Origin of the sequence: Pseudomonas paraeruginosa, assembly GCF_003025345.2 — a bacterium.
GTDB classification, from domain to species: domain Bacteria; phylum Pseudomonadota; class Gammaproteobacteria; order Pseudomonadales; family Pseudomonadaceae; genus Pseudomonas; species Pseudomonas paraeruginosa.
In genome coordinates this window covers 1,089,262-1,107,584 of sequence record NZ_CP020560.1, presented here as the reverse complement: position 1 = coordinate 1,107,584, position 18,323 = coordinate 1,089,262, and the positions used below count along the sequence as shown (strand labels likewise).

Here is an 18,323-nt window from a genome sequence, read left to right as displayed (position 1 = left end):
CAATGAAATACCGGCCGTTCCGTGCCTAGATGCGCGCCCCTACCTCGAAAGAGGTATGGCTGAAATTATTGCGCAACTTACTGTTTTAAAAGGTTTTTTCCATGAACAAGGCGACCGCGTCGGACGCTGACCAGCGGGACAGATTCTTTGGAGGTAGTGACAGGGCCGGAAAGCCGATCCTGCGCCGCTCCCTGGTAGTCCGCTTCGGCTGCTACCTCACCCTGCTGGTATCGCTGGCGCTGATCGGGATGTTCAGCGCCCTGCTCTTCGCCGACTACACGCACCAGGACGCCGCGGTGATCAACCACGCCGGCTCGTTGCGCATGCTCACCTACCGGGTCGCCCTGGAGCCCAGCCTGGAAGGCCGCCAGGCGCTGCTCGGGACCCTCGGCGACCGCCTCGACAGCGGCGACATCCGCCGCCTGCTGCAACGCCAGGACGCCGACGACCCGATCCGCCAGCTGCACCAGGAGCTGCGCGAGGGCCTGGCGCGCCTGGACCCGCGCGCGCTGCCCGGACGCGACGTGCTGGACGCCTACGTCGGCGACATCGACCGTTTCGTCGGCATCCTCCAGGCCAAGGCCGAGCGCCGCTCGCAACTGCTCAGCACGGTGCAGGGCCTGTGCCTGTTCCTCAGCCTGCTGGTGGTGTTCGTCACCCTCTACGACCTCAGTTACCACGTCATCGGCCCGCTGCGCGAACTCACCAGCACCGCCCGCCGCCTGGGCCGCGGCGAGCTGGACGCGCGGGTCACCTACAGCGGCGAGGACGAACTGGCGCAGCTGGGTGAGCGCTTCAACCAGATGGCCGGCGAGCTGAAGAGCATCTACGGCGATCTGGAAGAGCGCGTGGAGGACAAGACCCGCGCCCTCTCGCAGAGCCACCAGCGCCTCGAACTGCTCTACGCCAGCGCCCGCCGGCTGGGCGAGAACCCCTACGACAATCGCACCCTGCAACCGCTGCTGAACCAGTTGGAGAAAGTGCTCGACGCCGGCCGCGTGACCCTCTGCCTGAACAAGGACGGGGTCGAGCGCGCCTACAGTTCGCTGACCACCACCGAGCGCCCGGCGGACTTCTGCCTGCAGGGCGACTGCGGTAGCTGCCGCGAGCAGGCCAGCGCCTGCGACCAGCCCTCGACCCTGGCCCAGCCGCTGCTGATGCAGCCGCTGTCGATCGCCGGGCACCGCTTCGGCGAGCTGTTCATCGAGAGCCGCGGCGCTCGCCTGGAGAACTGGCAGCAGCAACTGATCGAGACCTTCTGCGACAACATCGCCCGCACCTTCGCCCTGTCCCTGCAACAGGAACAGGAAAGCCGCCTGGCCCTGTTCGCCGAGCGCGGCACCATCGCCCGCGAATTGCACGACTCGCTGGCGCAGTCGCTGTCCTACCTGAAGATCCAGGTCAGCCGCCTGGGCACCCTGCTCAAGCGCGAGGCGCCGGCGCAGAAGATCGAGGACACCCTCGAGGAGCTGCGCGAAGGCCTCAACGGCGCCTACCGGCAACTGCGCGAACTGCTCACCACCTTCCGCCTCAGCCTCGACGAGCCGAGCCTGGAAGCCGCGCTGGGGAACGCCGTGGCCGAGTTCGGCGAGCGCGGCGAGGTGGCCATCGAGCTGGACAACCGCCTGCAACACGTGCCGCTGAGCCCCAACGAGGAAATCCACGTCCTGCAGATCGTCCGCGAGGCGCTGTCCAACGTGGTTCGCCATTCGCAGGCGCGGCGGGCCTGGGTGCGCCTGAGCAGCCAGGCCGACGGCCAGGTGAGCATCGCCGTTGAGGACGATGGCGTCGGCTTTGATCCGCAGCAGAACCGCAGCGGCCACTATGGGCTTACCATCATGCAGGAGCGCGGCCAGACCCTCGGCAGCCAGCTACGCTTCGAACCGCGCGCGCCGCACGGTACGCGAGTGCTCTTCAGCTTCGTGCCGAGCGCCCTGCAACCCTCCCCCGCCAAGGAGCAGACCCCATGACGGACATGCCAGCCACCGCCGACGAACCGGTTCGCCTGCTGCTGGTGGACGACCACCCGATGATGCGCAAGGGCGTCGCCCAGCTGCTCGAGCTGGAAGACGACCTCAGCGTGGTCGGCGAGGCCGGCAGCGGCGAGGAGGCCCTGCGCCTGGCCGCCGCGCTGGACCCGGACATGATCCTGCTGGACCTGAACATGAAGGGCATGAACGGCCTGGACACCCTGCGCGCGTTGCGCGAGGCCGGTGTCGACGCGCGCATCGTGGTGTTCACCGTGTCCGACGACAAGGGCGACGTGGTCAACGTCCTGCGCGCCGGCGCCGACGGCTACCTGCTCAAGGACATGGAGCCGGAGCGCCTGCTCGAGCACATCCGCCAGGCCGCCACCGGACAGATGACCCTGAGCCCGCAGCTGACCCAGATCCTCGCCCAGGCCCTGCGGGGCGACGACCGCTCGAAGAGCCTCGACGAGCTGACCGAGCGCGAACGGCAGATCCTCCGCCAGATCGCCCACGGCTACAGCAACAAGATGATCGCGCGAAAGCTGGACATCACCGAAGGCACGGTGAAGGTCCATGTGAAGCGGGTGCTGCACAAGCTGGGCATGCGCTCGCGGGTCGAGGCCGCGGTGTGGGCGGTGGAGAACGACCTGGTGTGAGCCGGACCGCCGCTTGACTCCGGTCAAGAAGCCCGGCGCCGCGCTGCGTCGATACTGGAGGCTTCCTTCCACGAGGCGTCCGTCATGATGTTCGAGCGCAGTCCCGACGATCCCCTTCCCCTGGTCTACGCCTGCTCCGGCTGCTCCAACGTGGCGCAACTGGCCAACGACCTCGCGCTGCGCCTGGACCGCGCCCGGCTGGCGGAGATGTCCTGCATCGCCGGGGTCGGCGGCGACGTCCCGCTGCTGGTTCGCCGGGCCCGCTCCGGCCGGCCGATCCTGGCCCTCGACGGTTGTCCCCTGCACTGCGTGAAAGGCTGCCTGGCGCGCCATGAGGTCACGCCGACCCTGCACCTGACCCTCAGCGAGCACGGCCTGAAGAAACGCTACGGCGAGGACTGCGAGACAGGGGACGCCGAGCGCCTGTTCGTCGAACTGGAGCGACTGCTGGCGCAGGGCGGCGCACGGCGTTGCGAATGATCGCCGGCATCCTTGCCCGCCCCGCGGAGCACGGTCCCGCGCCCGTCGGCTTGCAAGGCTCATCCGCCAGGTGCCCGCCCCCGCGCCACGCCCGCGGCACGCCACTACGCTAGGATGTCCTTTCGGCTTCGAAGAAAGGACATTTGCATGCTGATCGGTGCGCTGCTGATCCTCACCTGGGTCATCCTCCTGGTCCGTTACCCGGCCAAGGCCCTGCCGGTCTCCCTGGCGGCCCTCGCCGGGCTCGGCCTGGTGGCGGCCTGGGTGGTCTGGCAGGACAACGACGAAAGCCGCCACCTGCAACGCCAGGAACTGCGCCTGAGCTATGCGCCGGAACGCTGCCCGGTGGACCGCCCGCTGGCGGTCGAGCTGAAGAACGGCAGCGACCGTCCGTTGCTGGAACTACGCTGGAGGATTGCCGCCTACCGGCCCGGCGACAGCGTCAACCTGGCCGACACCAGCTTCGACAGCCCGCGCTACCGGGCGCCGAGCGCCCTGCTCGGCGGCGACAGCTGGCACGACTGCCTGCCGCTGCCACCGCTGCGGCCAGGCTATCGCGCCAGCACCCTGGAATTCCGCGCCGAACGCCTGGACGGGCGTTTCGGCGATTGACCGAGGGGAGGACCCGATGGAAACCCGCCACCTGTTCGACCAGGGCTCCGCTGCCTACGCCAGCGCCCGCCCGCATTATCCCGACGCGCTCTACCGCCATCTTGCCGGACTCTGCGGCCAGCGCCGGCGCGCCTGGGACTGCGCCTGCGGTACCGGCCAGGCCGCGCTCGGCCTGGCACAGTACTTCGGCGAAGTCCTCGCCAGCGACACCAGCACGCAGCAGATCGAACACGCCACGCTCCATCCGGGCATCCGCTACAGCGTGCAGGACGCCGAAGCCACCGACTATCCCGCCGCCGCCTTCGACCTGGCCTGCGTGGCCCAGGCCTGGCACTGGTTCGATCATCCACGCTTCAACCGCGAGTTGCTGCGCGTACTGCGCCCCGGCGGGGTGTTCGCCGCCTGGGGCTACAGCTGGTTCAGCATCGAGGCCGGGATCGACGCCGCCATCGACGAGGAATACCTGCGGCCGATCCGCCCGTACTGGGCCGGGCGGAATCGCCTGCTGTGGAACGCCTACCGGGATCTCGAGCTGCCACTGGAGGAACTCCCGGCCCCGGCCTTCGTCATCGAGCAGCAGTGGACCCTGGCCCAGTTGTTCGACTACATGGCCACCTGGTCGGCCAGCCGGCTGTGCCGCGAGGCGCAGGGCAACGCCTTCGTGCGCCAGGCCCTGCAGCGGGTCGCCGCGCAGTGGGGCGATCCGAGGACGGCGCGCCGGGTGCGCATGCCGCTGATGCTGCGTATCGCCCGCAAGAACGATTGAACGCCGTCGGAGGTTTTCCGCGAGCGCCGAATCCAGTACGGTAGGCCGTCCTCTCCCAAAGGAAGCCGTCCATGAGCCAACCCGTCGCCCTCATCACCGGCTGCTCCAGCGGCATCGGCCGCGCCCTGGCCGAGGCGTTCCAGGCCGCCGGCTACCGGGTCTGGGCCAGCGCGCGCAAGGAAGACGACGTGCGCGCCCTGGCCGAGGCCGGCTTCCAGGCGGTACAGCTGGATGTCAACGACGACGCCGCGCTGGCCCGGCTGGCCGGGGAGCTGGAAGTCGAAGCCGCCGGCCTCGACGTACTGGTCAACAACGCCGGCTACGGCGCCATGGGTCCGTTGCTGGACGGCGGCGTCGAGGCCATGCGCCGGCAGTTCGAGACCAATGTGTTCGCCGTGGTCGGCGTGACCCGCGCGCTGTTCCCGCTGCTGAGGCGCAAGTCCGGCCTGGTGGTCAACGTCGGCAGCGTCTCCGGCGTGCTGGTCACGCCCTTCGCCGGCGCCTACTGCGCCTCCAAGGCCGCGGTGCACGCGCTGAGCGATGCCCTGCGCCTGGAGCTGGCGCCGTTCGGCGTCGAGGTGCTGGAAGTGCAGCCGGGCGCCATCGCCTCGAACTTCGGCGCCAGCGCCAGCCGCGAGATGGACAGCGTGGTCGACGAACGCTCGCCCTGGTGGCCATTGCGTCGGCAGATCCAGGCGCGCTCCGCGGCGTCCCAGGACAATCCCACGCCCGCTGCTGATTTCGCCCGCCAGTTGCTCGCCGCCGTGCAGCGCCGCCCGCGTCCCGCGCTGGTGCGCATCGGCAACGGCAGCCGGGCCTTGCCGGCGCTGGCCCGCTGGCTGCCGCGCGGTCTGCTGGAACGGGTACTGAAGAAGCGCTTCGGCCTCGACACGCGCCTATAGGGGAACCGCCATGGACGCCGCTCTTCCCGTCCGCATCCGCTATTACGCCCTGGCCGGCATCGCCGCGGCGATCCTGCTCAACGTGCTGCTGCGCGGGGTGGTCCGTTTCGGCGGACTGCCGGCCAGCCTGCTGATCGCCGCCGTCATCGCCGGCGGCCTGGCCTGGTGGTTCGCCCGCGCGCAGCGGCGCTGGCCGACCTGGGGCGAGCGCTTGCGCCTGATCAGCCTCTACGGCGGGGTACTCGGCGTGCTCTACCTGCTGCTGGTCGGTCTCGCCTCGCTGAAGGGCGATCCCAGCCCGGCGGCGCTGCTGATCGTGGTGCTGCACTACCTGTGCTACCCGGCGCTGTTGCTGGTGTTCTTCTCCGGCAGGGTTTACGGATTTTTCCTACGCTAGAAAGTGAAATTCCCCCAACGAAATCTTCACATTCTCTTCAGGTCGCCTTGACCCATCGTCGCCTAGTGTTGGCCACCCAACGCACGAGGCCGACATGTCCCGCTCCCCGCTCACCTGGCTCCGCCTGCTGCTCGCCGCCGCCCTCGGCGCCTTCCTGCTCGGCGGCCCGCTGCACGCCGCCGAGGCGCCCGCGGGGCGTCCGCCGGCCTGGGCGCAACCGGTCGACCCTTCGATCAACCTCTACCGCATGAGCCCCACGCTCTACCGCAGCGCGCTGCCCAACGCGCAGAGCGTGGCGCTGCTGGAGCGCCTGCAGGTGAAGACGGTGGTCAGCTTCATCAAGGACGACGACCGCGCCTGGCTGGGCCAGGCGCCGGTACGGATAGTCAGCCTGCCGACCCACGCCGACCGGGTCGACGACACCGAGGTGCTCAGCGTCCTCCGCCAGTTGCAGGCCGCCGAGCGCGCAGGCCCGGTGCTGATGCACTGCAAGCACGGCAACAACCGCACCGGGCTGTTCGCCGCCATGTACCGCATCGTCGTGCAGGGCTGGGACAAGCAGGCCGCGCTGGAGGAAATGCAGCGCGGCGGCTTCGGCGACGAGGACGACATGGAGGACGCCAGCGCCTATGTGCGCGAGGCCGACGTCGACGGCCTGCGACTGGCGATGGCCAGCGGCGAATGCAGCCCGTCGCGCTTCGCCGTCTGCCATGTGCGCGAGTGGATGGCCCAGGCGCTCGACCGTTCTTAATCGCGCGCCCGGCCGAAAGGCTTGGTCCCGTCACGCAAGTTTGGCACCCTTGGGACTCGCCGCCGCACGCGGCGCCCCTTCGACAGCCGCGACGAGACTCCCCATGAGCGATGCCCCGACCTCCCCGCGCTTCAGCGCCGCCACCAGCACCCGCCTGCTCGACCACGCGCAACTGGACACGCTCTGCGCCGACTACGACGGCTTCCTCCTCGATCTCTGGGGCGTGGTGATGGACGGCGCCGAAGCCTTCCCCGGCGCCCTCGCCTGGCTCGCCCGGCGGTATGCCGAAGGCCGCCCGGTATGGTTCCTCAGCAACTCCTCCAGCAGCGTGGTGGAAATGAGCGTCGGCCTGGAACGCCTGGGCGTGCGCCGGGAATGGTTCGCCGGCATCACCACTTCCGGGCAACTGACCATCGACGCCCTGCTGCAGGTTCCGGAATACCAGCGCGGCGGTATCTACCTGGCCGGCGTCGGCCTGGCCCAGCAGACCTGGCCGGGGGAAATCCGCGAGCGCTTCGTCGACGACATCGCCCGGGCGGCGCTGATCGTCGGCGTCGGCAGCTTTCCCCAGGAAGAACTGGAACAGCGCTTCGCGCCCCTGCGCGGCGCCACCGACCTGCCGTTCCTCTGCGCCAATCCGGACCGCGTGGTGGTCTCCGGCGGGCGCACGGTGTACGGCGCGGGCATGCTCGCCGAGTTGTTCAGCGAAGAAGGCGGCCAGGTCAGCTGGTACGGCAAGCCCGACCCGGCGGCCTTCCGCGTCGCCCAGCGACAACTGGAGGCGCGCGGCGCGCGGCACATCCTGTTCGTCGGCGATTCGCTGGTGACCGATGTCCCCGGCGCCCTCGCCGCGCGCATCGACACCCTCTGGCTGGGCGCCACCGGCATCCACCGCGAGGCACTCGGCGCCGAGTTCAACGGCGCGCTCGACGAGGAGCGGGTCAGGTCGCTGCTGCACGGCTATCCGATCCGACCGCACTTTGCCGCGCCAGGGCTGGTCTGACCCTCAAAGGTCGGAAGAAGGATGCGCGCATGCACTGGCTGGACTACCTGCAATGGCCCGCCATGCTGGTCACGGTGGTGGCCGCCTGGCTGGTGGCGTCGGCGCACCGGCGGCGGCGCCAGGTCGGCTTCTGGGTGTTCCTCGCCAGCAACCTGCTGTGGATCGCCTGGGGCCTGTACGCCCAGGCCTATGCGCTGATCCTGCTGCAGGTCTGCCTGGCGGCGATGAACCTGCGCGGCACCCACCGCAACGAAGCGCCCCGGGACCCCGCCTGAGGCCCGCCAACGAAAACGCCCGCCATGACGGCGGGCGCTCGCCTTGCCCAGGCTGCGCTCAGTGCGCGCCCTCGTTCTTCTCCAGCGGCTGGCCGGCATAGATGCGCCGCACCAGCGGGCCGATGGACAGCCCCTGGAGCAGGATCGACACCAGCACCACGATGTAGGTCAGGCTGAGGATCAGGTCGCGCTCCGGCCCCAGCGGCAGGGACAGCGCCAGCGCCACCGAGACGCCGCCACGCAGCCCGCCCCAGACCAGGATACGGATGGTGCCCGCCGGCACCTGCCGGTTGGCGCCACGGAAGCGGCGCAGGACCAGGATCGCCGGGCCCACCGTGAGCAGCCGCGAGACCAGCACCGCGCCGCCGAGGGCGAAGGCCGCCGCCACGTGCAGCCAGGAGAACGGCAACAGCAGCAGCTCCAGGCCGATCAGGGCGAACAGCAGGGCGTTGAGGATCTCGTCGATCAGCTCCCAGAACTTGTCCACGTAGCGCCGGGTCTCGTCCGACATCGCGTAGTGGCGTCCGTGGTTGCCGATGATCAGCCCGGCCACCACCATCGCGATCGGCGCCGATACGTGCAGGCGCGCGGCCAGCGCGGCGCCGCCGATGACCAGGGCGAGGGTCAGCATGACCTCCACCTGGTACTGGTCGATGCCGCGCATCATCACGAACACGCCGTAGCCGAGCAGCGCGCCGAAGAGCACGCCACCGATGGCTTCCTGGACGAAGAGGATCGCCGTGGCGCCGACCGTGGGCGCCTCGCCGAGCTGGAGGATGCCGAGGATGATGGCGAACACCACCACCGCGGTGCCGTCGTTGAACAGCGACTCGCCGACGATGGTGGTCGCCAGCGGTTTCGGCGCGCCGGCGGACTTGAGGATGCCGAGCACGGCGATGGGGTCGGTCGGCGAGATCAGCGCGCCGAACAGCAGGCAGTAGATGAAATCCACCTGCCAGCCGAACAGCGGGAAGGTGTAGTAGGCCAGGCCGCCGATGACGAAGGTGGCGATCAGTACCCCGGCGGTGGCCAGCAGGCCGATCGGCCACTTGTAGCTGCGCAGGTCGGAGAGGTCGACGTGCAGCGCGCCGGCGAACAGCAGCGCGGGGAGGAACCAGGTCATCAGCACTTCGGAGAAATCGATGCGGCGGATGATCTCCTGCATCTCCACCTCGAGGATCGGATAGCCCAGCTCCGACAGGCCCTGCACGACCAGCGAGAACACCAGCGCCGTGGCCATCACGCCGATGGTCGGCGGCAGGCGGATGAAACGGTAGTTCACGTAGGTGAGCAGGGTGGTCAAGGCAATGAATGCCGCGACGAGATCGAGCATGACGCGGGTACTCCCTTAGCAGAAGGTAAAACACCTACCCCAAAAGGCCGATCCGTGAACCGTGGGGTGCGAATGTCTGGAAAAGCCCGAGAAAATTTCGGAACCGGCATCATAACCGCAGAAAAGCCCTGGGCGTCCAGCGCACCGATACGGTGCATGGAACGCCGTCGCCGCGGCGACGCCCTTCTCGCCCGCTCCCACGGGAAAATTTCTTCGTTCGCCGCCAGCCCAGGCGAGACGGCGGCTGCGGCCGTTTCCCCAGGCCTGGTCATGGCACAAGCATGGCCGTTGCGTTGAACCTCCTCGAACGACGAACGGTCAACCCTTTCAGGGCCGGGAATTCGGTGCCCATCCGAAGCCTTTGATTTCCGGCCTGTTTCCGCGCTTCGACGGAGCGCCCGACAGCGTAGCCAACGCTCATTCCGAAGGGAGTCCCGACCATGGTGAAAACCTGTGGCAAGGCCCTGCTCGGCCTCTGCGCCGCAGCCGCCGTACTGGCCTTGCTGATCCACTGGATCACCCCCGCGACCATCCTCCACTACCGCGAGGACCTGCTGTTCTACTTCCAGGCCCACCTGGTGCTGGTCTTCAGTTCGATGGCGGCCGCCCTGCTGGTCGGCGTGCCGGCTGGCATCCTGCTCAGCCGTCCCGGCATGCAGGCCCGGGCCGAACGCCTGATGCAGCTGTTCAACGTCGGCAACACCATCCCGCCGCTGGCGGTACTGGCCATCGCCCTGGCGATCATCGGCATCGGCAACGCCCCGGCGATCCTCGCCCTGTTCCTCGCCTCGCTGCTACCGATCGTGCGCAACACCTACGAGGGCCTGCGCAATGTCTCGCCGGCGCTGAAGGAAGCCGCCACCGGCATCGGCATGACGCCCAACCAGGTGCTGCTGCGGGTGGAGCTGCCGAACGCGATGCCGATCATCGTCGGCGGGGTGCGCGTGGCCCTGGCGCTGAACGTCGGCTCCGCGCCGCTGGCGTTCCTGATCGGCGCCAACAGCCTGGGCAGCCTGATCTTCCCCGGCATCTACCTGAACAACCACCAGCAACTGCTGCTCGGTGCCGCCTGCACCGCGCTCCTCGCCCTGCTGCTGGACGCCCTGGTGGTGCTGTTCAGCCGCACGTTCCTGGAACGCGGCCTGGCCGCCAGGGAGGCCTGATGAACCGACTGCTCCGATCCCTCTGCCTGGCTTGCGCCGGGCTCCTCGCCGCCGGCCTGGCGCAGGCGGAAACCCTGCGCATCGGCGGCAAGACCTTCACCGAACAGCGCATCCTCACCGCCATCACCGCGCAGTTCCTGCAGAAGCGCGGCTACGACGTGAGCGTCACCACCGGCCTGGGCAGCACCCTGGCGCGCGCCGCCCAGGAAAGCGGCCAGCTGGATATCGTCTGGGAGTACACCGGCTCGTCGCTGATCGTCTACAACCACATCGACGAGAAGCTCGACGCCGCGGCTTCCTACCGTCGCGTCAAGGCGCTCGACGAAGCCCAGGGCCTGGTCTGGCTGAAGCCGACCCGCTTCAACAACACCTACGCCCTGGCCATGCCCGAGGAAGAAGCCGAGCGCCTGGGCATCCACAGCGTCAGCGACCTCGCGCGGGTGCTCGCCGAACAGCGGAAGGCCGAGCCCGGGAGCAGCCACCTGTTCGCCATGGATCCGGAGTTCGCCGGCCGCCCCGACGGCCTCGGCCCCATGAGCGAGCTGTACGGCCTGCACTTCACCCGCGACGACATCCGCCAGATGGACGCCGGGCTGGTCTACACCGCGCTGAAGAACCGCCAGGTGTTCCTCGGCCTCGTCTACACCACCGACGGTCGCCTGAAGGACTTCAAGCTGCGCGTGCTGAAGGACGACAGGCAGTACTTCCCCTTCTACAACGCCGCCCCGGTGGTGCGTAAGGACGTCATGCAACGCCATCCGGAGTTCGCCACGCTGTTCGATCCGATCATCGAGCGGCTCGACGACGCCACCATGCAGGCGCTCAACGCGCGGGTCGACGTCCAGCAGCAGACGCCACAGAAAGTCGCCGCCGATTTCCTCCGCGAACACCACCTGCTCGATGACGGCAAGGCCGGCCAGGGAGGTAGCCAGTAATGGATTTCTTCAGCGTGCTTTCCCATCTCGACTGGACCCAGGTCGGCCAGCTCACCCTCCAGCACCTGCTGCTGGTGCTGGTCGCCGTGGGCCTGGCGATCCTCGTCGGCGTGCCGCTGGGTGTGCTGATGACCCGTTTCAAGTGGCTGGCCGGCCCGCTGCAGGGCGCCGCCACGGTGATGCTGACGATCCCCTCGATCGCCCTGTTCGGCCTGCTGATGCCGATCTACTCGGTGTTCGGCCAGGGCCTCGGGCCGCTGCCGGCGATCACCGCGGTGTTCCTCTATTCGCTGCTGCCGATCCTGCGCAACACCTACCTCGCCCTGACCGGCGTGGAGCCGGGCATCCGCGAAGCCGGCAAGGGCATCGGCATGACCTTCTGGCAGCGCCTGCGGATGGTCGACATTCCCCTCGCGGTGCCGGTGATCCTCGCCGGCGTGCGCACCGCCGTGGTGATGAACATCGGCGTGATGACCATCGCCGCGGTGATCGGCGCCGGCGGCCTGGGCGTGCTGATCCTCACTTCCATCAGCCAGAGCAACATGCCGATGCTGGTCGTCGGCGCGGTGCTGGTCAGCCTCCTGGCCATCGTCGCCGACCTGCTGCTGCAATGGCTGCAACGCATCCTCACCCCCAAGGGACTGCGCGCCGGCGCGCACTGACAGGAGCCGCACATGATCGAACTGGACAAGCTCAGCAAGACCTTCACCCAGAAGAACGGCAAGGAATTCCGCGCCGTCGATGCCGTCAGCCTGACCGTGGAGAAAGGCGAGATCTGCGTCTTCCTCGGCCCTTCCGGGTGCGGCAAGACCACCACCCTGAAGATGATCAACCGGATCATCCCGCCGAGCTCCGGCCGCGTGCTGATCGACGGCCAGGACACCGCCGAGCTAGACGAGGTCACCCTGCGCCGCCACATCGGCTACGTGATCCAGCAGATCGGCCTGTTCCCGAACATGACCATCGAGGAAAACATCATGGTCGTGCCGCGCCTGCTCGGCTGGGACAAGGCGCGCTGCAAGGAGAAGGCCCGCGAACTGATGGGCATGGTCAAGCTGGAGCCCAAGCAGTACCTGCAGCGCTACCCGCGCGAACTCTCCGGCGGCCAGCAGCAGCGCGTCGGGGTGATCCGCGCGCTGGCGGCGGACGCGCCGCTGCTGCTGATGGACGAGCCGTTCGGCGCGGTCGACCCGATCAACCGCGAGTCGATCCAGAACGAGTTCTTCGAGATGCAGCGCAAACTCGGCATGACCGTGATCATGGTCAGCCACGACATCGACGAGGCGATCAAGCTGGGCGACAAGGTGGCGGTGTTCAAGAGCGGCCGGCTGCTCCAGTACGACCACCCGGACACCCTGCTGGCGCACCCGGCGGACGAGTTCGTCAGCGCCTTCACCGGCCAGGACAGCACCCTCAAGCGCCTGCTCCTGGTGCGCGCCGAGGACGCCGCCGACAGCAGCCTGGTCACCGCCCGGCCGCAGACCCCGGTGGCCGAGGCGCTGGAACTGATGGACGAGAACGACCGGCGCTACCTGATCGTGCTGGATGACCAGGGCAGGGGCCTGGGCTACGTGCGACGCAAGGACCTGCGCCGCCAGGAGGGCACCTGCGAACCGTTCATCACCCCGTTCCGGGTCACCGCCAGCCACGACGAGCACCTGCGCATCCTGCTGTCGCGGATGTACGAGTTCAACAGCTCCTGGCTGCCGGTGCTCGACCCCGACCAGCAGTTCCTCGGCGAGGTCACCCAGGAGTCCATCGCCGACTACCTCAGCTCCGGTCGCTCGCGCGGCGGCAAGGGGGTGATCGTGTCGCCGGCGGAGCAGGTCGGGGCCTAGGCCGCCGGGTGGATATTCAGCGCTCGCAGGCGCCAACCGGAGCGTACTCCGGGCATGTGGCGCCCTCTCCCCCTGGCTGGCCCAGAAGTGAGAGGGAGCCGTATGAAGCGGTTCGCTACCGCCGTTCGCCAGTCGCCACAGCGTCACCCCTGGCAACGGCCTCCTCGCCCTTCGGGGAGAGGAGAGCGACGGGCGCGACAGCAAGCCCTCGACGATCATCGACCCGGCCCCTCTTCCGCCCCGCCGAAACGAAAAAAGCCCGGCATCCGCCGGGCTTCTCCACGCCTCTCTCGCTCAACCAGCCCGCCCCGGCGCCTGCGCCGCCGAGGTCTGGTCGGCGCGCGCCTGCGGCTTGACGATCACCGTGCAGGTGATCCCCGCCGAGAGCAGCACGCCGTCCGGCACTTCGTCGATGTGCACCCGCACCGGCACGCGCTGGGCCAGGCGCACCCAGTTGAAGGTCGGGTTGACGTCGGCGGTCAGCTCGCGGCTTTCCGGGTTGTCGCGGTCGTAGATGCCGCGGGCGATGCTTTCCACATGGCCCTTGAGGTGCTCTCCGCTCATCAGTTGCATATCCACCGGGTCGCCTTCGCGGATGTACGGCAGCTTGGTTTCCTCGAAGTAGCCGTAGACCCAGTAGGAGTTCCTGTCGATCACCGCCATCTTCGCCTCGCCGACCCGCGCGTAGTCGCCACGGTGCACGTTGAGGTTGGTGACGTAGCCGTCGACCTGCGCCACCACCCGGGTACGCGCCAGGTTCAGGCGCGCGGCGTCGAGCTGGGCCTTGGCCTGCTCGTAGTCGGCCATCGCCGCGGCGGCGGTGTTGTGGGCGTCGTCGCGGCTTTCCCGGGAGACCACCATCTCGTCCATTTCCGCACGGCGGCGGGCGTTCAGCTGGCGCATCTCCAGGGTCGCCTTGCGCGAGGCGACCAGCGACTCGGCCTGTTTAACCGCGATGCGGTAGTGGTCGGGGTCGATCTGCATCAGCAGGTCGCCTTTCTTCACCAGCTGGTTGTCGCGCACCGGGACGTCGACGACGATCCCCGAGACATCGGCGGCGACGTTGATCACGTCGGCGCGCACGCGGCCGTCGCGGGTCCAGGGGGTGTCCATGTAGTTGACCCACAGGGTCCGCCCGATGAACACGGCGACCAGCAGGATCAGCAGGGTGGCCAGCAGGCTGATTACGGATTTCAAGGTCATGGTCGGCTCACGATAACGAAGAGTGCGCTACCGCCTCAGCGGTAGATGGTCAGTGAAAGGCCGCCGTACAGGCAGGCGAACAGGCTGACCCGGAACAGCGCCGGGTGCCAGGTGAAGCGATACAGGCCGACCGAGGCGAAGATCCGGTCGAGGCCCCAGGTGAGCGCCGCGGCGATCACGAACAACAGCGTCAGGGTCGGCATGTAGACCCCATGGATGGCGATTTCACGCGGCATGGACAGTCCCCTGGCCACTCGTCCGGCCGGCCAGTTCGGTCAGCGGCGAGGTCGGCGCGAGCAAGGAAGAACGGATGAAGTGCAGGTAGCTGCGCACCCGCCGCAGCGGCGAGCTGTCGAAGTGCGGCGCGCAGGGTTCGTCGGTGTGCCTTGCCGCGTGGATCGCCTGGTCGACGGCCGCCAGGGCGCGTTCCAGGTTCTCCGCGCCGGGGCGCACGAACAGCCGGATCAGCGCGCGGCCCATGGCGCGGATCGCCTGGCGCCAGGGCATGGACTCGGCGTAGCAGGGTTCGTCCGGCAGACGCTCCTGCTCGCGACGCAGTTCGATGATCGCGTGGCCGACCTCCAGCACCAGGAACATCCAGCGCAGCAGGCCACGCTGCACGTCCGGACGCCCGGCGGCGACCCCGTAGGCCTGGTTCAGCAGGTCGCGGGTGCCGCTTTCGAACGCCGAGCCGAGGCCCCGGCTCTTGCCGCTGATGGCGAACACCACGCGCATCCGCAGGTCGCGCTCCAGGCGCTTCCACAGCCAGGCACTGTTGGGCGGCAGGATCACCGCGGCGGCGGCGGCCGAGAGCAGCATCGAGAGGATCAGGGCGATGTACTCGTTGATCACGTGGGCCGGGTCGTAGACGGTCAGGTTCGCCGGCACCGAACCGAAGCAGAAGAACACCAGCAGGCCGAGGCCGTAGCCGGCCCACTGCGGCCGCGAGGAAATGAACGCGCCGAGGGCGAATACCGGCGCCAGCACCAGGCACAGCAGCGGGAAACCGTCGATGTGCGGGTAGACGAAGAACATCTCGCTGAAACCCAGTACCGCCGCGCCCATGGTGCCGATGGCCATCTGCATGGCGATCTTCTTCGGATTCGGCGCCGCCGAGGCCAGCGCCGAGACCGCCACCGCGTTGAGGGCGAAGGTGCCGCCGCTGGGCCAGGTGCTGTAGATCCAGAAGCAGCCGAACAGCAGGATCATCAGCCCGGTGCGCACCCCCGCCACCGCCGCCGCCACCGCGTTGGCCTTGGCGGTGAAGGCGTCCTTCCACTGCTCGCGCTCGTGGCGGTGGGCGGCCAGCGAGGCGTGGGTCAGGGCGTAGTCGTGCATTTCCTCGGCGAAGCGATAGAGCAGCTCGGCGGCGGTGTTGAAGTCCAGCCGCGCCTCTTCCCCAGACTCCCGCGCCAGCAGTTCGCCGCGCGCCTGGCGGATACGCGCCATCAGGCGTTCGCGGCAGTCGGCGAGGCGCCCGGCGAAGCGTTCGGCGTCATGGTCGGTGACGGCGCGGCCACGGATTTCCTCGAGCAACCCGGTGATTTCCTCCAGGCACGGCTCGAACGCTTCCAGCACTGGCTTGGAGCCTTGCGCACGCAGGCGTTCGAGCAACTGGTGGAGGGCGTGGAAACGGGTATTCATGGCCATGAACTCGCCGCTCAGGCGAATCAACCGGCCATTGCGCAGGCGCATGTGCGGATCCTCGAAGGCGCTCGCCGCGCGCATCGTCTCCAGGCCCACGGCCTGGGCGGCGAAGGCCACGTTGCTGCTCTCGAAGCGCTCGCGCCCGCCGACCCCGCGCAGGCTGTCGAGGACGAACGCGGCGAACAGGCCGAAGCGCACGTAGAGCGCGTTGCGCATCGCCGCGCTGGTGGTCTGCGGCATGATCACCGCGCTGACCACGCCCGAGCAGAGGATCGCCAGGCTGATCTCCAGCACCCGCCAGATCGCCTGCATGAAGGCGCCTTCCGGGTGACTGGTGGCGGGGATGCCGATCAGCGTCGCGGTGTAGCCGGCGAGCACGCAGGCGTACGAACGGAAGTCACGGTAGCGCGCGGCGCCGGCGGTGCAGAGACCGATCCAGATCGCCGAGCTGAGCAGGAACAGCACCCGCTCCTGGGCGAACAGGGCGATCAGGGTGACCATCACGCTGAGCCCGACCAGGGTGCCGAGGATGCGGTAGAAGCTCTTGGCGAATACCTGACCGCTCTGCGGTTGCATGACGATGAACACGGTGATGGTCGCCGTGCTCGGCTGCGGCAACTCCAGGCGCATCGCCAGCCAGAGGGTCAGGAAGGCCGCGCAGAGCACCTTGAACACATAGATCCAGGTCGCCCCGTCGCTGCGCGCCCACTCGGCCAGGGCGCGCCGCCACTCGTCGCGGCTGGGCAGGACGAGGCTGCCGGGGCGCCCGCTCATCGCGAGGACACCGCTCTGACCGGGACGCTTTCCGGCGCCAGCTTCGGCTGCGCCGGGGTATCCGTGCCAGCGCCGACGCCGCCGCCGAGAGCGGTGACCAGGCTGGCGTGGGCGGCCAGCCGGGCGGCCCGCACCTGTTCCTGGACCAGTTGCTGCTGGAACAGCCGGGTCTGCGCGTTGAGCACGTTGAGGTAATCGGTGAGGCCGCGCTGGTAGGCCAGGGTGGCGATATCGTAGGTCTTCTGCGCGGAAGCCACCGACTGCGCGGCGAAGTCCTTCTGCACGTCCACCGAATGCAGGCGGATCAACTGGTCGGAAATGTTCTTCAGCGCATCCACCAGGGTCTGGTTGTACTGCTCCACAGCCGCATCGTAGCCAGCCGCCGCTTCGCCCAGTTGCGAACGCAGGCGACCGCCATCGAAGATCGGCAGGGTCACCGCCGGGCCGGCGCTGTAGGTGTACTTCGCGCTGCGGAAGAATTCGAGCATGCCGCCACCGACCGCGCTGAAACCGACCGAGGCCATCAGGTCGACATTGGGATAGAAGTCGGCGCGCGCCACGTCCACGCCCTTGGCCAGGGCGGCGACCTGCCAGCGGCGGGCGACCACGTCCGGGCGGCGGCCGAGCAACTCGGCCGGCAGGGCGCTGGGCAGGCTCGGCTGCGCCGCCAGGTCCAGGCGCGGCCGGCGGATCGTGCGGCCCTCGCCCGGGCCTTTGCCGGCCAGGGCGGCGAGCAGGTTGCGGCTGAGCTGGATCTCTTCGTCGATCACCTCGATGCGGCGCTCGGTCTCGGGCAGCGGCACTTCCGCCTGGCTGACCTCGAAATGCGTGCCGAGGCCGCCGCGCAGGCGGCGCTGGGCCAGGGCGAGGATGTCGCGCTGCTGCTGCAGCATGGCCTTGGCGATGTCCATCTCGGCGTACTGCAGCGACAGCTGGACGTAGGCGCGGACGATGTTGCCCTCCAGTTCGAGCTGCGCCTGGCGCGCCTCGGCGGCGGCCATGTGGGCCAGGTCGACGGCGCGTTCGCTGTCGCTGCGGTCGCGTCCCCAGAGATCGAGCTTGTAGTTCAGGCCGATCTCGGTGGAATTGTTCCAGGAGGTGGTCCGCGCCAGGTCGCCGGGGCCGTAGAAGTAGTCGTCCGGCCAGCGGTGGCGGGTCAGCGAGCCCTTGCCCTGGATCTGCGGCGACTCGATGGATTCCACCAGCCCGGCCATGGACTTCGCCTGGCGCACCCGCGCATGGGCCACCGCCAGGCTCGGATTGCCGTCCAGGGCCTTGTCGATCCAGGCGTCCAGCTGCGGATCGGCATATGCCTTCCACCACTGAGCCTGCGGCCAGCCGGCTTCGCGGGCGGCAGCCCGGATCGCAGGGTCGGTGGCCAGTGCGTTGGCATCGAGGGTGGCGGCCTGGGGGGCGATATCGCCTGTACTGACACAACCGGATATTGCGGAGAAAACGACGAGAAAACCGACGAAAGAACCGACCAAGGTCAGCTCCTTCCTGAGAACACGCGGCACGTTGTCTGATCCTGGGAGGGGCAAAGCACGGAATTTGAGCGGTACGGGCGCCGCTCAACCCGCTCGAGCGTCCATGCGCTCGGGGCTTGTGGATTTTAAGA

General features: G+C 68.7%; 19 protein-coding genes. 14 read left to right on the top strand and 5 right to left on the bottom strand.

All coding sequences use genetic code 11. The features are described from left to right. Window positions 1–101: 101 nt before the first annotated feature. The 10 genes from narX to B7D75_RS05320 all read left to right on the top strand — a co-directional run bounded on the left by narX (window position 102) and on the right by B7D75_RS05320 (window position 7,812). Entirely contained in the window at window positions 102–1,970 is a 1,869-nt protein-coding gene (narX, locus tag B7D75_RS05365) for a two-component system sensor histidine kinase NarX (protein ID WP_034079872.1), read from the top strand. Then, window positions 1,967–2,626: a two-component system response regulator NarL gene (gene narL, locus B7D75_RS05360; RefSeq protein WP_003151302.1), complete on the top strand. Its 660-nt coding sequence runs from the start codon at window positions 1,967–1,969 to the stop codon at window positions 2,624–2,626. The genes narX and narL overlap by 4 nt, the downstream gene beginning before the upstream one ends. An 84-nt stretch (window positions 2,627–2,710) precedes the next feature. Beyond that, entirely contained in the window at window positions 2,711–3,106 is a 396-nt protein-coding gene (gene anvM / locus B7D75_RS05355; protein WP_003151303.1) for an anaerobic/virulence modulator AnvM, read from the top strand. Window positions 3,107–3,253: 147 nt separating this feature from the next. Next, the gene (locus tag B7D75_RS05350; protein ID WP_003151305.1) at window positions 3,254–3,718 is read left to right on the top strand and encodes a hypothetical protein; all 465 of its coding nucleotides are present in this window, start codon (window positions 3,254–3,256) and stop codon (window positions 3,716–3,718) included. Window positions 3,719–3,734: 16 nt separating this feature from the next. Beyond that, window positions 3,735–4,484, top strand: a complete 750-nt coding sequence (locus tag B7D75_RS05345; RefSeq protein WP_107113810.1) for a class I SAM-dependent methyltransferase — start codon at window positions 3,735–3,737, stop codon at window positions 4,482–4,484. 71 nt (window positions 4,485–4,555) lie between these two features. Further along, window positions 4,556–5,386 (top strand): SDR family oxidoreductase, encoded by an 831-nt coding sequence (locus B7D75_RS05340; protein WP_107113809.1) that lies wholly within the window; start codon window positions 4,556–4,558, stop codon window positions 5,384–5,386. A 10-nt stretch (window positions 5,387–5,396) separates the two neighbouring features. Then, window positions 5,397–5,783 (top strand): hypothetical protein, encoded by a 387-nt coding sequence (locus B7D75_RS05335; protein WP_033997647.1) that lies wholly within the window; start codon window positions 5,397–5,399, stop codon window positions 5,781–5,783. Between the two features lie 94 nt (window positions 5,784–5,877). Continuing rightward, window positions 5,878–6,534, top strand: a complete 657-nt coding sequence (locus B7D75_RS05330; RefSeq protein ID WP_034079869.1) for a dual specificity protein phosphatase family protein — start codon at window positions 5,878–5,880, stop codon at window positions 6,532–6,534. Window positions 6,535–6,637: 103 nt separating this feature from the next. Then, entirely contained in the window at window positions 6,638–7,537 is a 900-nt protein-coding gene (locus B7D75_RS05325) for a TIGR01459 family HAD-type hydrolase (protein WP_052151061.1), read from the top strand. 29 nt (window positions 7,538–7,566) lie between these two features. After that, a complete protein-coding gene (locus B7D75_RS05320) occupies window positions 7,567–7,812 on the top strand; it encodes a hypothetical protein (protein WP_034079867.1) in 246 nt (81 codons plus the stop codon). A gap of 58 nt (window positions 7,813–7,870) precedes the next feature. Here B7D75_RS05320 and B7D75_RS05315 read toward each other — a convergent pair whose 3' ends face one another. Further along, the gene (locus tag B7D75_RS05315) at window positions 7,871–9,145 is read right to left on the bottom strand and encodes a cation:proton antiporter (RefSeq protein WP_043098690.1); all 1,275 of its coding nucleotides are present in this window, start codon (window positions 9,143–9,145) and stop codon (window positions 7,871–7,873) included. A 440-nt stretch (window positions 9,146–9,585) separates the two neighbouring features. On the opposite strand from B7D75_RS05315, the gene B7D75_RS05305 reads away from it, so the two are divergent. From B7D75_RS05305 to B7D75_RS05290, 4 genes are read left to right on the top strand one after another with little or no spacing between them, the layout of a single operon-like run. Beyond that, complete coding sequence (locus B7D75_RS05305; protein ID WP_012074500.1) at window positions 9,586–10,308, top strand: ABC transporter permease; 723 nt, start codon at window positions 9,586–9,588, stop codon at window positions 10,306–10,308. Further along, complete coding sequence (locus B7D75_RS05300; protein ID WP_107113808.1) at window positions 10,308–11,243, top strand: glycine betaine ABC transporter substrate-binding protein; 936 nt, start codon at window positions 10,308–10,310, stop codon at window positions 11,241–11,243. The genes B7D75_RS05305 and B7D75_RS05300 overlap by 1 nt, the downstream gene beginning before the upstream one ends. Continuing rightward, complete coding sequence (locus B7D75_RS05295) at window positions 11,243–11,905, top strand: ABC transporter permease (protein ID WP_003156264.1); 663 nt, start codon at window positions 11,243–11,245, stop codon at window positions 11,903–11,905. The genes B7D75_RS05300 and B7D75_RS05295 overlap by 1 nt, the downstream gene beginning before the upstream one ends. Window positions 11,906–11,917: 12 nt before the next feature. Beyond that, window positions 11,918–13,081: an osmoprotectant ABC transporter ATP-binding protein OsmV gene (locus B7D75_RS05290; RefSeq protein WP_034079863.1), complete on the top strand. Its 1,164-nt coding sequence runs from the start codon at window positions 11,918–11,920 to the stop codon at window positions 13,079–13,081. A gap of 294 nt (window positions 13,082–13,375) precedes the next feature. On the opposite strand, the gene B7D75_RS05285 is transcribed toward B7D75_RS05290, so the two are convergent. From B7D75_RS05285 to B7D75_RS05270, 4 genes are read right to left on the bottom strand one after another with little or no spacing between them, the layout of a single operon-like run. Further along, entirely contained in the window at window positions 13,376–14,284 is a 909-nt protein-coding gene (locus B7D75_RS05285; RefSeq protein WP_034079862.1) for an efflux RND transporter periplasmic adaptor subunit, read from the bottom strand. 35 nt (window positions 14,285–14,319) lie between these two features. Beyond that, window positions 14,320–14,520, bottom strand: coding sequence for a DUF1656 domain-containing protein (locus B7D75_RS05280; protein WP_003082823.1), 201 nt, complete (start codon window positions 14,518–14,520; stop codon window positions 14,320–14,322). Then, window positions 14,510–16,705, bottom strand: a complete 2,196-nt coding sequence (locus tag B7D75_RS05275; protein ID WP_107113807.1) for an FUSC family protein — start codon at window positions 16,703–16,705, stop codon at window positions 14,510–14,512. The genes B7D75_RS05280 and B7D75_RS05275 overlap by 11 nt, the downstream gene beginning before the upstream one ends. Then, window positions 16,702–18,192 (bottom strand): efflux transporter outer membrane subunit, encoded by a 1,491-nt coding sequence (locus B7D75_RS05270; RefSeq protein WP_034079860.1) that lies wholly within the window; start codon window positions 18,190–18,192, stop codon window positions 16,702–16,704. The genes B7D75_RS05275 and B7D75_RS05270 overlap by 4 nt, the downstream gene beginning before the upstream one ends. Window positions 18,193–18,323: the final 131 nt, after the last annotated feature.

Coding starts and splice junctions, on each gene's coding strand:
- narX (WP_034079872.1), top strand. CDS start 102: ATGAACAAGGCGACCGCGTCGGACGCTGACCAGCGGGACAGATTCTTT.
- narL (WP_003151302.1), top strand. CDS start 1,967: ATGACGGACATGCCAGCCACCGCCGACGAACCGGTTCGCCTGCTGCTG.
- anvM (WP_003151303.1), top strand. CDS start 2,711: ATGATGTTCGAGCGCAGTCCCGACGATCCCCTTCCCCTGGTCTACGCC.
- B7D75_RS05350 (WP_003151305.1), top strand. CDS start 3,254: ATGCTGATCGGTGCGCTGCTGATCCTCACCTGGGTCATCCTCCTGGTC.
- B7D75_RS05345 (WP_107113810.1), top strand. CDS start 3,735: ATGGAAACCCGCCACCTGTTCGACCAGGGCTCCGCTGCCTACGCCAGC.
- B7D75_RS05340 (WP_107113809.1), top strand. CDS start 4,556: ATGAGCCAACCCGTCGCCCTCATCACCGGCTGCTCCAGCGGCATCGGC.
- B7D75_RS05335 (WP_033997647.1), top strand. CDS start 5,397: ATGGACGCCGCTCTTCCCGTCCGCATCCGCTATTACGCCCTGGCCGGC.
- B7D75_RS05330 (WP_034079869.1), top strand. CDS start 5,878: ATGTCCCGCTCCCCGCTCACCTGGCTCCGCCTGCTGCTCGCCGCCGCC.
- B7D75_RS05325 (WP_052151061.1), top strand. CDS start 6,638: ATGAGCGATGCCCCGACCTCCCCGCGCTTCAGCGCCGCCACCAGCACC.
- B7D75_RS05320 (WP_034079867.1), top strand. CDS start 7,567: ATGCACTGGCTGGACTACCTGCAATGGCCCGCCATGCTGGTCACGGTG.
- B7D75_RS05315 (WP_043098690.1), bottom strand. CDS start 9,145: ATGCTCGATCTCGTCGCGGCATTCATTGCCTTGACCACCCTGCTCACC.
- B7D75_RS05305 (WP_012074500.1), top strand. CDS start 9,586: ATGGTGAAAACCTGTGGCAAGGCCCTGCTCGGCCTCTGCGCCGCAGCC.
- B7D75_RS05300 (WP_107113808.1), top strand. CDS start 10,308: ATGAACCGACTGCTCCGATCCCTCTGCCTGGCTTGCGCCGGGCTCCTC.
- B7D75_RS05295 (WP_003156264.1), top strand. CDS start 11,243: ATGGATTTCTTCAGCGTGCTTTCCCATCTCGACTGGACCCAGGTCGGC.
- B7D75_RS05290 (WP_034079863.1), top strand. CDS start 11,918: ATGATCGAACTGGACAAGCTCAGCAAGACCTTCACCCAGAAGAACGGC.
- B7D75_RS05285 (WP_034079862.1), bottom strand. CDS start 14,284: ATGACCTTGAAATCCGTAATCAGCCTGCTGGCCACCCTGCTGATCCTG.
- B7D75_RS05280 (WP_003082823.1), bottom strand. CDS start 14,520: ATGCCGCGTGAAATCGCCATCCATGGGGTCTACATGCCGACCCTGACG.
- B7D75_RS05275 (WP_107113807.1), bottom strand. CDS start 16,705: ATGAGCGGGCGCCCCGGCAGCCTCGTCCTGCCCAGCCGCGACGAGTGG.